Source organism: Pontibacillus sp. HN14 (assembly GCF_021129245.1).
GTDB lineage: Bacteria > Bacillota > Bacilli > Bacillales > BH030062 > Pontibacillus.
Genome location: NZ_JAJOLR010000001.1, coordinates 1,089,929 through 1,103,221 on the forward strand (window position 1 = coordinate 1,089,929; position 13,293 = coordinate 1,103,221).

The 13,293-nt window shown below is 41.9% G+C and carries 15 protein-coding genes; 2 read left to right on the forward strand and 13 right to left on the reverse strand.

Annotated features, from left to right (window positions below; translation table 11 throughout):
- The 10 genes from LQ226_RS05610 to LQ226_RS05655 all read right to left on the reverse strand — a co-directional run bounded on the left by LQ226_RS05610 (position 1) and on the right by LQ226_RS05655 (position 8,767).
- Entirely contained in the window at positions 1-1,770 is a 1,770-nt protein-coding gene (locus LQ226_RS05610; RefSeq protein WP_231416871.1) for an acyl-CoA dehydrogenase family protein, read from the reverse strand.
- Positions 1,754-2,503, reverse strand: a complete 750-nt coding sequence (locus LQ226_RS05615) for a 2-phosphosulfolactate phosphatase (protein WP_231416872.1) — start codon at positions 2,501-2,503, stop codon at positions 1,754-1,756. Before LQ226_RS05615 ends, LQ226_RS05610 begins: the two co-directional genes overlap by 17 nt.
- Positions 2,504-2,505: 2 nt before the next feature.
- Complete coding sequence (locus LQ226_RS05620; protein ID WP_231416873.1) at positions 2,506-3,558, reverse strand: phosphotransferase family protein; 1,053 nt, start codon at positions 3,556-3,558, stop codon at positions 2,506-2,508.
- Between the two features lie 15 nt (positions 3,559-3,573).
- Complete coding sequence (locus LQ226_RS05625) at positions 3,574-3,969, reverse strand: acyl-CoA thioesterase (protein WP_231416874.1); 396 nt, start codon at positions 3,967-3,969, stop codon at positions 3,574-3,576.
- Positions 3,970-3,984: 15 nt separating this feature from the next.
- Entirely contained in the window at positions 3,985-4,863 is an 879-nt protein-coding gene (locus LQ226_RS05630) for a 3-hydroxyacyl-CoA dehydrogenase family protein (RefSeq protein ID WP_231416875.1), read from the reverse strand.
- Between the two features lie 12 nt (positions 4,864-4,875).
- A complete protein-coding gene (locus LQ226_RS05635) occupies positions 4,876-5,439 on the reverse strand; it encodes a TetR/AcrR family transcriptional regulator (protein ID WP_231416876.1) in 564 nt (187 codons plus the stop codon).
- 36 nt (positions 5,440-5,475) lie between these two features.
- Entirely contained in the window at positions 5,476-6,255 is a 780-nt protein-coding gene (locus LQ226_RS05640; protein ID WP_231416877.1) for an SDR family oxidoreductase, read from the reverse strand.
- Between the two features lie 12 nt (positions 6,256-6,267).
- Positions 6,268-7,476 carry an acyl-CoA dehydrogenase gene (locus tag LQ226_RS05645; protein ID WP_231416878.1) on the reverse strand — a complete coding sequence of 403 codons (1,209 nt, stop codon included), beginning with the start codon at positions 7,474-7,476 and terminating at the stop codon, positions 6,268-6,270.
- A gap of 164 nt (positions 7,477-7,640) precedes the next feature.
- A complete protein-coding gene (locus LQ226_RS05650; protein WP_231416879.1) occupies positions 7,641-8,162 on the reverse strand; it encodes a hypothetical protein in 522 nt (173 codons plus the stop codon).
- Between the two features lie 23 nt (positions 8,163-8,185).
- Positions 8,186-8,767 (reverse strand): kinase, encoded by a 582-nt coding sequence (locus LQ226_RS05655; RefSeq protein ID WP_231416880.1) that lies wholly within the window; start codon positions 8,765-8,767, stop codon positions 8,186-8,188.
- 199 nt (positions 8,768-8,966) lie between these two features.
- On the opposite strand from LQ226_RS05655, the gene LQ226_RS05660 reads away from it, so the two are divergent.
- Positions 8,967-9,182, forward strand: coding sequence for a hypothetical protein (locus tag LQ226_RS05660; protein ID WP_231416881.1), 216 nt, complete (start codon positions 8,967-8,969; stop codon positions 9,180-9,182).
- Positions 9,183-9,330: 148 nt separating this feature from the next.
- Here the strand turns inward: LQ226_RS05660 and LQ226_RS05665 are convergent, their stop codons facing one another.
- A complete protein-coding gene (locus LQ226_RS05665; protein WP_231416882.1) occupies positions 9,331-10,293 on the reverse strand; it encodes an alpha/beta hydrolase in 963 nt (320 codons plus the stop codon).
- Positions 10,294-10,542: 249 nt separating this feature from the next.
- Here LQ226_RS05665 and LQ226_RS05670 point away from each other — a divergent pair, with 249 nt between their 5' ends.
- Complete coding sequence (locus tag LQ226_RS05670; protein ID WP_231416883.1) at positions 10,543-10,920, forward strand: carbonic anhydrase; 378 nt, start codon at positions 10,543-10,545, stop codon at positions 10,918-10,920.
- A 12-nt stretch (positions 10,921-10,932) separates the two neighbouring features.
- Here the strand turns inward: LQ226_RS05670 and LQ226_RS05675 are convergent, their stop codons facing one another.
- Positions 10,933-11,478: a GNAT family N-acetyltransferase gene (locus tag LQ226_RS05675; RefSeq protein WP_231416884.1), complete on the reverse strand. Its 546-nt coding sequence runs from the start codon at positions 11,476-11,478 to the stop codon at positions 10,933-10,935.
- Between the two features lie 109 nt (positions 11,479-11,587).
- A complete protein-coding gene (locus LQ226_RS05680; protein WP_231416885.1) occupies positions 11,588-13,171 on the reverse strand; it encodes a BCCT family transporter in 1,584 nt (527 codons plus the stop codon).
- Between the last annotated feature and the right edge of the window lie 122 nt (positions 13,172-13,293).

The window sequence follows — 13,293 nt, forward strand, 5'->3', positions numbered from 1 at the left end:
TTAGCGAATGAACATATTCGCTTCGATCATTTGAGACGCAATAACACGATTTCGTTCAATCCGATTATCTGTAAGAAAGGCATTTAAATTTATAGAAACCCCCATTAGAAATTGAGAGCGTATTTCATCCTTTAGTAACGAAGCTCCTAAATATTTCGCATTCGTTTCTACTCTAGCTAAACAATCCTCAACAAATGTTTGAGCTAACTTTTCTTTCAAAGTGGAATGGCGATCTTGTTTGGCTCTTGCTTTTTCTGCTCTGATCACGCTAGATTCTGCCCGGTACAGGTCGATCGCAATATTGGCAAGCTTCATAAGTGTTTCTTGCTCATTCTTCATGGCCTCACCGTAGGCTTCATAAGCAGCTCCAGCACAGACTAGGAAGATGTTACGGAACGTTTCTACAGCCTGATTTAGAGAAGTGAGAATGTCCTCCTCTTTTTGGACGCCACTTTCGAGCTTCGCCTGGGCTTTTTCTATTAATGAACGGGCATCCACTTCCCCTTTCGCAACCCTTTTAAAGAAAGCCCCTGGTATGAGTAAACGATTTATTTCGTTGGTGCCTTCAAAAATCCGGTTAATTCGCGCGTCACGATATGCTTGTTCGACTGGGTACTCTTTAATAAAGCCTGCTCCCCCGTGAAGCTGAACACCTTCATCAGCTATATAATCAAGTGTTTCCGACCCAACTACTTTACAGATTGCTGACTCTAATGCATGTTCATTCATTGCTTTTGCAATCGATTTATAATCAAACGACTCCGCATATCCCCCTAGAGCTGACTCCACTAGCCCAGCCGTCCGGTACATAACAGATTCAGCGGCATACAGCTCACTTGCCATCGTAGCCAGTTTCTCCTGAGTGGCAGGGAAGTCGGCTATGCGCCTCTTAAACTGTTTCCGCTCAGTTACCTGGGCCAAAGTAGCATCTAAAACAGCGCGAGACGCACCAGTTGTTGCAAAACCAAGGTTAAAACGACCTAAGTTCAATACATTTAAAGCAATAACGTGCCCACGCCCTACGTCTCCAAGGAGATTCTTAACAGGAACTTGGCAATCTTCAAAGATGACAGAACACGTTGATGAACCTTTAATACCCATTTTTTGTTCCTCTGGACCGATGGATACCCCTGAAAAACCTCTTTCAACAATAAACGCTGAGAAATGCTCTCCATCAACTTTTGCATAAACAATAAATGTATCAGCGAAAGCCGCATTCGTAATATAAATCTTCGTTCCATTAAGGATGTAATGCGTACCTTCTTCATTCAGTACCGCAGTAGTCCTAGCTGATAACGCGTCTGACCCTGCCTCTGGTTCTGTCAGGCAATACGCTCCTATAAATTCACCAGAAGCAAGCTTAGGTAAGTAGGTTTCTTTCTGTTCCTTAGTCCCAAAATACGTAATTGGAAGAGAAGCTATACACGTGTGATTACTGTGAGCTACGGAATATCCACTCGCACTACCAAGGGCTTCCCCCACTATTCCTTTGCTGATCTTATCGAGACCTAACCCCCCATATGCTTCTGGAATACTATGTCCAAGTAAACCCAGTTCTCCTGCTTGTTTCATAAGCGAAGCGACCAGATCATAATCTCCGCTTTCGATCGTTTCTCTATGAGGATAAACTTCTCCCTTTAGGAATTTACGTGCTGTTTCTTGAATCATTTTATGCTCATCCGTCAAATCCTCAGGGGTAAACATTTCTTCAAGCGAGATCCTCTCTGTTAGAAATTGACCGCCTTTTACCATCTTATCGACTGGATTCATATTGTCCTACCTCCTTAATCGACCCTGACTGCTTAGAGAATACAGGGACGACTTTGAAATAATCTTCATTCGCCACAAACTCTATGTCCCTAGCCAACCCGTAAGCTGCCATCATTTCACCCACCCGGGTCTCCGCTAAGACTTCCTTTGCCCTATACGTTTCGTTCCTATAAATCATTAAAGCACCCCGAGCCGCATCGGAAAGAGACCATTCTCCAAGCTTCATTAAAGCTTGAATAAGCCCCCCTGCCCCGTAATAATCCTCAAGGCAAAATGCGTTAGCAGAGCCTGAACATACAAGCACAAGATCTCCATGTTGATGATTGTGGTAGAGGTGTTCAGCTACGGCTCCTACATTTAAAAGAGAACACAAATAGACAAAAGAAGCTCCTTCTGATCGACGGGTAGCGACGGTCCCATTCGTTGTAGACAAAATAAGGGGGCGATCCTTTACGACAGAATTAAGCGCCAAAGGGTTTGGCGGATGAAATCCATCAATCGTAATTCCTCCATATTCTCCTGCTACTATAGGATTCTCACGTTTCATTTCCTCGGCTACCCTTTTAGCTTCCTCTTCATTTAACACCGGAATAACCTCAAGTGCTCCGTGCGCTAAGCTTGAGGTGATAGTAGAAGTAGCAAGTAGTACGTCAAACACAACCGCGACTGAGTCTGCCTTCCAGCGAGACGGATCAATATCTTCTTTCTTCATTACCACATGTATGCGCCCCACATTTACACCCTCGCTGTATCTTCAGCTAGTTCAATAAGGTGATTAACAAAGTGATTCATGTGAGCAAATCGAGGATCATCGGTTTGCCCCATTTTATAACGGTAATAAATTTGCTGCACAATGCCGGCCAATTTAAAGTAAGCAAAGGTGAGGTAAAGGTTAACATTTGTTACATCCCGTCCACTCTTCTCAGCATAACGCTGTATAAATTCGTCACGAGTGAAGAATCCATCCTCAGTTGTAAGAGGAGGCTTACCGAGCCCTTTTCTTAAAGACTCCGGGTCATCTTTTTCAATCCAATAGCCTAAGGCTACCCCGAGATCTGCCATTGGATCACCGACTGTCGTCATTTCCCAATCAAAAAGCCCTACCATACGGCTGTAATCATGACTAGCAAACATGGCATTATTCAATTTGTAATCGTAATGAATCACGGATGCTTCAGAAGAAGAGGGTATATGTTCAACCAACCACTTCTTAATCCGTTCCCCAGATTTCACATCATCTGTTATAGAATTGTCATACCGTTTGATCCACCCATGCACCTGACGTTCCATGAACCCTTCAGGCTTCCCCATTGTTTCGAGTTCTGTACCCTTATAGTCAAGATTGTGAAGTTCTACAAGACGATCAACCATTTCTTTTGAAATCGTTTGACCGAGTTCAGGAGAACCTTCTATCCCATCTGGCCATTCTGTATCAAGAACAATCCCCCTTTTTCTTTCCATTATGAAAAAAGGAGCCCCGAATACAGATTCATCTCCGTAAACGAACGGTTTAGGAGCAAGATCAAACTTTTTATTAAGCGCTTTCAAAATTGTGTATTCACGATGCATATCATGAGCTTTCGGAGCTACTGGCCCTAAAGGAGGGCGCCTCAGGACAGCTTCCCACTCTCCTGCTTTTAATTCATAAGTTAAATTTGAATGCCCCGCACCAAACTGACGAACTTCTAATCCCCTTTGAGGGAAAGATGGTACATGTTCTTTCAAAAATGCTTCCAATTTCTTCACTTCTAGCTCTTCTCCACTCCTTACTGGCTGGGTCTCTTGCATTGTTCTCCTCCTTTCTTAATCGTTGACGATATAATGAGCTAACTTCTCCCGAATTGAATTAGAAAGGGGATGGCTCTTCTCTGTTTCGACATTAAAAGAAACGATGACAGTCTCCCCTCTTGCTATCAATTCTTTTGTTTCGTCATCATAGATTTCTTGTTGGGCAGTAAAACTGCTATTACCGATCCTCGTAATCTTCGTCTCAATTACAAGAACCTGTCTAAAATAAGCTTGTTTTATAAAATCACACTTCGCTGAAGCAAGTACATAATTCTGATCGTTATTGAAGATAGCTGCATCATAAAAAAACTGAATTCTAGCATCTTCAAAATAAACGAAATAGTTACTGTTATTCACATGACCAAGTAAGTCCGTTTCACAAAAACGGACGATTACTTTATGCTGGTGCATATCGCCACCTCACCTTTATGAACGCACTTTTCCATTTTCGTTATATTCATAGAATCCTTTGCCGGTCTTTCGTCCAAGTTCTCCTGCATCTACTTTATCCACAATGGTTTTTGGAGGCTGATCCAGAGGATTCCCTGACTCGTTGTATTGCTGTTGCATCACATAATACCCAACGTCAATACCTGATAGATCAAGCAATTCAAAAGGACCTAGTGGATGACTTAAGGCTTTCCTTGTAATCGTATCAATGTCTTTGAAATCAGCGTAGCCATTTTCATAGAGACTCATAGCTTCTTTTTGGATCGCGAAAAGGATTCGATTGGCAATAAATCCTGAAATCTCTTTTTGAAGAAGGACGGCTGTCCGGTTCATTTGCTCACTAACTTCCATCGCAGTTTGGGCTGTTTCTTCTGAGGTGTGATCCCCCTTTACCACCTCCACACAATCCATCACAAGAGCCGGGAAGAAGAAATGCATGTTGCACACTCTGTCAGGTCGCTCTGTTGCGTCAGCAATCAAAGAACTTACAATAGTAGAACTATTGGTAGCAAGGATTGTGTGTGCAGGAGCAATCTTATCAAGATCACTGAAGACATCGCGCTTTACATCAAGTTTTTCCACCACGGCCTCAATGACGAAATCTGCCTCACTGGCTGCCTCTTCAAGGCTTGGTGTAAAAGTAAGGCGATTGAAGGCTTCATTTTTATCACCTTCTGAAATCTTATCTTTCTTCACCCATTTATCCATAATGCCGTGCAAGGTTTCTTTTGCTTTCTCAAGGGACTCTTCGTTTACATCCTGTAGTACGGTGGTATATCCCCCTAGCGCCCCAAGCATTGCAATCTGATGTCCCATTGAACCCGCGCCAATGACGGCCAGTTTATTAATTTTCATTTCTTTACCTCCCTAAATTTGTATCCCTTCGAGGATCATCTTCATGTAAAGATCTGTTAACTCATCTTCTGAGACCTCACCATCCGGTTCATACCAGAAGTAGCTCCAATTCGAGACTCCTAATACAGCAAAAGAAAGCATATCAGCGCGCAGATCACTTCTAAACTCTCCCTGATCGATACCCGTTTGGATAATGTGCTGTAAATTCCGCTGAAATTCATCTCTTTTTGGGAGTACTTTTGAGGTATGTTTTTCACTTAAATGACGCATTTCCCTGAAAAACACCCTGGCGCTCTGAGCACCTGACTTAATATTACTGATGATCATTTTCACATTCGCATACAGTTTCTCTCGTTCCGTAAGCTCTTTGTCTTGTAAAATGAGATTCTGTTGATCGAGCAATCCTTCAATAAACCGAAGATGAATATGCATCAACACGTCTTCTTTATTGGTAAAGTAATAGTAAAAGGTTCCTTTCGTTACACCGAGTTCTCTTGTAATATCTTGAATCGATGCTTCTCTGAACCCTCGTTCTCCGAATAGGGCTATGCTTGTATTGATGATTTTCTCTCTCATGTTTACGTTCCTCTCGTTAGTAAGTTGTGTAAGTCGTTAACAGTGAGCCTGCATCCCACCATCAACCACTAGCGTTTCACCTGTTACATAATTTGAAGCTGCAGAGGCTAAAAATAGAGCTGCCCCTTTTAAATCTTCCTCACTACCAAACCGATTTAGTGGTGTTCGATCCAAAATGTGCTGACCACCTTGCTCAAGGACCACTTTTGACATTTTGGTTGGGAAGAATCCTGGGGCGATCGCGTTCACATTGACGCCATGGGCTCCCCATTTCACGGCGAGATCTTTCGTAAGCGTTAAAATTGCTCCCTTACTCGCGTTGTATCCGACTGTATCCATAAAACGAGGATCAGCCCCGCCTAATCCAGCTACAGAAGCAATATTGATAATCTTACCTGCGCCTTGATCGACCATTACTTTTCCAACAGCTTGTGCCATCAGGAAGGTTCCGCTTGCATTCACATTCATTACCTTTTGCCAGGCTTCAAGAGGCATTTCTAAAGATGGCGCCCCCCACGTAGCTCCACTATTATTAACTAAGATATCAATCTTTCCAAACGATTCTATAGATTGTTTTACAACTTCATTTACTTGATCTTGGTTGGTGACATCACACTGCAAAGCAATCGTTTTAACACCATGTTTTTCTTCCATGCTCCGAGCAACTTCTTCACATGCTTCTTTCTTACGTGAACAGAGAACCAAGTTGGCGCCTGCTTCTGCATATGCTTCAGCCATTTGAGCACCAAGCCCCCGGCCTCCTCCGGTAATAATAGCCGTCTTTCCGGTTAGATCGAATAATTGTTGAACGTGCATCGTCTTCCTCCTTTATTGATGTTTGGCGAGTTCAAGTTTGGCTATTTGACGTCGATGCACCTCATCTGGTCCATCGGCTAATCGTAATGTTCTTGAGTTAGCCCACTGAGCAGCTAATGTAAAGTCATCACTCACACCAGCGCCTCCATGAGCTTGAATCGCCCGGTCAATTACATTTAATGCCATTTGAGGAGCAACAACCTTGATCATCGCAATCTCAGCTTTCGCTTCTTTATTCCCTACCGTATCCATCATATAGGCAGCTTTTAGAGTTAGAAGTCTTGCCTGTTCAATCTCTATCCGGGAAGTAGCAATCCACTCCCTCACTACCCCCTGATCAGCCAATGGTTTATGGAAAGCAACGCGTTCTTGTACACGCTTACATAAATCATCAAGCGCTCTCTCAGCTGCACCAATTAACCGCATGCAATGATGGATGCGTCCAGGACCAAGACGTCCTTGCGCGATCTCAAAGCCTCTTCCTTCTCCAAGAATCATATTTTGAGCGGGTACACGCACATTGTCAAAATCTATTTCTGCATGACCATGAGGGGCATGATCGTAACCAAACACCGGAAGCATTCGTTTAATCTTCACACCTTGTGCGTCTAGCGGTACGAGAATCATAGACTGCTGTTTATGACGAGGTGCTTCAGGATCTGTCTTTCCCATAAATATGGCGACCTTACACCGTGGATCTCCAGCTCCTGAAGACCACCACTTCCGTCCATTAATGACGTATTCATCTCCGTCTCGCTCAATCCTTGCCTCAATATTTGTCGCATCAGAGGAGGCAACATCAGGTTCAGTCATTGAAAAGCAGGAACGGATCTCTCCATCTAATAGCGGCCTGAGCCAACGAGCTTGTTGCTCTTCACTACCGTACCGCGCCAACACTTCCATATTACCTGTATCAGGAGCATTACAGTTAAATACCTCCGGGCCAATGAGAGACCGTCCCATTTCTTCACAAAGAGGAGCATATTCAAGATTTGTTAGACCAGCTCCGTATGTAGAATCGGGTAAGAATAAGTTCCACAACCCTTGATCTTTTGCTTTTTGTTTTAATTCTTCCATGACTGAAGGAACGGAATCAAAACGAGAGCTTTGTGCTGACAGCTGCTCTTCGTAAACCGCTTCATTCGGATAGACATGTTCATTCATGAAGGAACGCACTCTCTCAAGCAATTCATTTACTTTATTTGAGTAATCAAAATGCATGGTTTTCCTCCTCCCCATTAACATACTAACCGGTTAGTATGTTAATTCCATTGTATGCTGATTATTCAGAAAATTCAAGAGACAAGCTTGGAATTTATTCTTTCGATGTACGCCTACTATATAGAGATATCCTTCATCGTGAACTTTCCTATGTTTGTTTGGACCTAATCGTCTATTTCCTCATCCATTTCTATATACCGTTCTGTAGCTTCATGTATCACGCGACTGAATGTTTCCGGTGTGACATCAGGATATTCTTCAATTTGTTCAGAACCTATTACTCCTTTGACGAAAACAAGTACTCCTTTTACCCCTTTTAGGTAACTCTCCTCTTCATATTCCCGGCTATCCCTGGCAAACTGAAGAAATGTTGGCTGATCGTCAATGGGATAAGGGAGCATCTGATCGGAAAGGGTTAAAACGGATTGTAAGTGGGAGAAATTCTCTTTTACCTCTATGACTTTACGAATTCTGTCTGTTTTCTCCATTTCTGTATTCAAAAGACTATTCAGGGTTTTAATCATAGGAGAAAGATCATTATAAAAGTGTCTCACGACATATTCAAATTTCCCTTCGTAATCCGCTCTCTTCTTCTCATACACTAACGCCGCGGCCGTAAGCAATAAAGTGAAAGTTAAAAATACGATAATTAAATTTTTCCCTTTCTCTATCCATTCTCTTTGCAAATAAACAACCACCCTTACTACTATTATGTATATAAAACCCGATCCGCAAGAAAAGCTGGATTGACTGTTGTCTCATAATACTCTTCTGCTTTCCAATAACGTTGTTTGAATTTATTCAGGTCTCTTTGAGTAAGTGGATCCTCCCGTTTAAACCTTTGTTCTCTCGGACATTCCAAAAAGAAACAATAGTCTAAATAAGACCTCCACTCTTCCCTCTGCAGAAAGCCCCCTTCAACAATAATGACACCTTTATCAGGGAGTTTAACAGTTACATTTCCGCATTGGTCCTTTTTAGAATGATAGAGAGGAAGCGTAACAGAATCGGAATTCAATACCCTTTCAAACAGATCTGTCGTTACTTGTTCAACGTCCCATTGTAAATGATAGTATTCCTCCCATTGCTGAAGTTCCGTGCCATAACGTCTTGATCTTTCTACAATGTAATCATCAAGATGAAAGATCACACCCATTACTTGTTGATCGGATAACGTTTGCAAGAGACGTTTTGAAAAGGTCGTTTTTCCAGACCGGCTCAATCCATCTATTCCAATTAAAATCCTGCTATTATGTTTCAACATTTCACTCATTATATTTATTTCTACCATGCTACTCCTCCCATTTGGCTAACCACACCTTATTTTAACATATTTAACCAATAAATGAGCATGCGTGATTGCTTGTCCTTAATTCTTGGCCGAACCACCCTTTCACGAATATTACCATCATTTACTATCAACTATTCCGTTGAGACCGTTGTTGAGCAGATGCTACGATGATGAGAGCATTCATAGAAAGGTGATTTGTTTGAATTTTAGCGACCAAGTTGTATCGGTTAAGAAATGGCTTCTTTATTTACTATTATTAGCCATCCCTGTCGTCAATCTGGTAACCATCTTCGTTTTGGCTTTTGGTAATAAGAATGAAACCGTTCGTAACTATGGAAAAGCCTCCCTATTGTTAATGGCGATCATCATTGTCCTAATGCTCCTAATAGCATTCATTAGTATAGGTTTATCCTGATGCACCTCTCCCTACTATACTAGCAGCAAAACTCTCCCGTTCTTCCGGAGAGTTTTTTTCATTGCTGTCCCATCTACTTTACTTCCACTCTTCTCCAATAATAAAAAGTCGAATTCCTAATAGAATTCGACTTTCCCAGAAGATCGTATTATTTGTTCGATAACTCTTCTATGAAATTTGTGATCTTCTCTTGATAGGTCTCCTCAGCAACTGAATATCCCTCGGTATGCGTTGCACCTGGTACAATCCATAACTCTTTCTTCCCTTTGGCTGCTTTATACAACTTATTGGCCATTTCTGTCGGAACTAGTTCATCATCTCCTCCGTGGATAAAGAATAATGGAACTTTGGATTTTTTTACCTGATTCACGACAGAAGCTTCTTCAAATGTATACCCTGCCCTTATATTTGTAACTAAACTCGTAACCTGGAGTATAGGAAATGACGGGATATGATAAAGATTTTTCATCTGATGAGCTAACTCTTCATTAACGGCTGTATAACTACTATCAGCAATAACTCCCTTTACTTCACTCGGCAATTCTTCTCCCGCAGTCATTAGGACAGTAGCCGCCCCCATCGAGAAACCATGAAGAATAATAGAGTCTGCCCCTTTTTCTTCTATAAGGAGATTGATCCACTGTTTATAATCAAAACGATCATCCCATCCGTATCCAATATAGTCCCCCTCACTATCCCCGTGTCCCCTGGCATCTGGCTTTAGTACATTGTAACCTTCCTCATAATAAAACTTTGTGATCCCTGGCATTTGCTCTTTATTGCCTTTGTACCCATGAGCAAGAATAACGGTTTTGCCGTTAGGCTTCTCATTTTCTAAATAAACAGCTTTAAGCGATAAGCCATCATCGGTTTTTATCTCCAGGGGTTGAAAGCTTTGCTTTTCCGTCCATTCTCTCACGATTTCTTCTTTCTCCTGCTCTTCTTCTATCACACTCGCAGCCTTAGCCACGTCAGCTTCACCACCGTGCAAATCTACCGCTCTACTACCACTATCAATAGCGACTCCATAAAAGTAGTTACCTGCACCTCCTAAACCCACAATCATAATAAAAACGATGGCCATAACAATCCAACCAATTCGTTTCTTCATAACTCGCTCTCCTTTAATCATTGATAACTTCCTAACACTTGATCTACTATACACGGAACGAACCTATTTCAGCGAATCTAACACTTATAGTAAACGCTTTCAAAACAATTGATGTCTTTGTACTTATAAAGCCATAGGTGTTAAGACTTTATTCAATTTACCCTCCACCTTTAAAGAAAGGATCCTTTTTCTTTTATGAGAATTTATATATAATAGATTTGTAAAGTTTACTATGCTAGGAGGACCATTATGTCAGAAAAAACATTTGCTACTGTTATTACATGTATGGATGGACGCGTTCAACTACCTGTAAACGAGTGGATGCAAAACCAATACAATACGCCTTTTATTGATACTATTACAGCAGCAGGACCAGAGAAAGTTGTCTTGGCTGGTTCGGCTTCAGAGGTGGACTCTATGAAAGAAAAGGTGACCATCTCTTGTGATGCTCATGGCTCTGAAGTTCTTGCGGTTGTTGGTCACCATGACTGTGCCGGAAACCCTGTCGGACGGGAACAGAAAGTAGAAGAAATTAAACAAGCAGTAGAAGCCGTTCAAGCTTGGGATTTCCCTGTACAAGTTATTGGATTATTTGTTAATGAAAACTGGGAAGTTGAAACTATCTAAAAGATGAAAAAATCAGCTCTTCTGGGCTGATTTTTTCATACCCTTTTCTTTCCACTCATGCTCTAAAATCCCCATTTCATACAAGCTCCAATACCCTTCTCCCACTTTCCTATGATCTCGTAAAAGACCTTCCGTCTGAAATCCTACCCTCTTATAACATTGGATCGCAGAAGTATTGAAATGAAATACGCCAAGAGTGACTCGATGTAAGTTAAGGTCTTCAAAGGCTAGTTGCAACACCTTCTCCACTGCCTGTGGAGCAATTCCTTTCCCTCTCATAGATTCATGTACAAACACCTTTCCAATTCGTGCAGAGCGGTTCACGTAATCTATTCGCCCTAAGGAAATATGACCGACTGTTTTCCCCTCTTCATTAATCTTGTATATAAATCGATCGGCTCCATCTTGATTCGCCCCATGAATATAGTCTTCAAGCTGATCCTCACTTAATGGGAAACTAAATTGTGAACCGCTCCACTGCACCAATAAGTCAGGTGATGGAATCCAGTCCATAAGCCGTGAAAAGTCTGATGAAGTAAATGGCTGTAGGGTAACCAAAGCGCGCCTCCTTTGTGAGTATCATAATCGTCCACTAACGATATGGACTTTTTTACCAGTTTAACATAAAAAGAGACCTAAATCGTAACGATTTAGGTCTCTACTCTATTTAAGATGATGTTTCTTCTTTTAATGTTTCTGAAGCAGTCTGGGTTTCTTGGGAAACAATCCCCTGGTCTACTGCCATTTCACGCGCAACCTTAGGAGCTAGCCATACTGGTGGTAACATAAGAATAGATACCGGTACAGCTGTTACAACGATAAAGTTCTGGAGCGTTTGAATACTACTCTCGCCTATTCCAAGTAACGTTGAGGCGATGGCTCCGAATAATAGAGCCCAGAATACGCGAAGCATCCGTGGTGGATGAGCGTGACCCGTGAGCGTTACGGCCACTGAATAAGACATAGAGTCAGCTGTTGTGGCCACAAATACGATGGTAACCACTAGGAATCCACTTGCCATTACGGTTCCAAATGGAACTTGCTCCATAATTGCCATCACAGCAGCGGGCATGCCTGAATTGTTTAAAGCATCAGAGATAGATCCTGGTGTTTTCATTTCATAGAATAGACCAGATCCGCCCACGGCTGAGAACCAAAAGTTACTTACAAGCGGAGCTAGAATGGCCACAGCCATTATTAATTCTCTTATAGAACGACCTCTTGAGATACGGCTAATAAACATAGCCATAGCAGGACCAAATCCAATAAACCAACCCCAGAAGAAAATCGTCCAGTAACCAAGCCAACCGTCATCCCCTCTGTAAAGACTCATGCGTACAAAGTTTTGGATTTGAAATGCTTCAGCCCCAATAAAGGAGTCAATGATAAAGAACGTAGGGCCTAAAATAAGCATCCCTACCATTAGCACTAACGCTAACCCTACATTAATTCGACTTAACAGCTGAATACCCTTATCTACACCAGTAGCGGCTGAAATAGAAGCGATGACTACTAGAAAGATAATGACGACAGATTGGGTAAAGATTGTATCTGGTACATCAAATAAATACTGCAGGGCATAGCCTACCTGAAGTCCTAAAAATCCAATCGGTCCAATTGTTCCCGCTGCTACAGCAATAATAGATACGATATCAGCTACAGAACCAACGATACTACCTTTGCGGAAGATTTTTTCCCCAAACATAGGATAAAGCATCGTACGAGGTTTTAGAGGGTAGCCTTTATGATAGTGAGCGTACATAAGTACAATGGTAGTCACCGTCCCAAGACTTGCCCAAGCAGTGAATCCCCAGTGGAAGAAGCTTTGAGCTAGTCCAGGCACTACGGATTCTGCAGGTGTCATTCCTTCTTCTGCAAACAGAGGAGGCGTCGTCAAATAATGGTACAACGGTTCTCCAGCTGCCCAGAAAACACCTCCTGCCGCTAATAACGTACATAAAATCATCGATACCCAACGGAATATTCCGTATTCAGGCTTATTCAAGTTACCAAGTTTCACTTTTCCATATTTCGATAGTGCCAATGCCACTCCAACAATGAAAGTAGCAAGTAATAGTAATTGCCAGAATGCTCCAAAGAATTTAACAGAAAAGTCGAACGCACTTGTGATCCATTCCCCCATTAGTGTGTCATTCACAAGGGACATTACAAGAAATAGTAAGAGAAAACCTCCACTAATGATAAATGCGACCCAATCAAGCCCCGTTCTCCTATTCGTTTCGTCAGTCATTATTTTCCTCCTGAATTGTGTTATATCTTTTGCTAGATATAGTTCGTATTTTGTTCTTAGATGCTCTGGAATTGTTCTTTCTCTATATTAGAAGATGCTTCTCCCCTTTAAATCCGACCTTT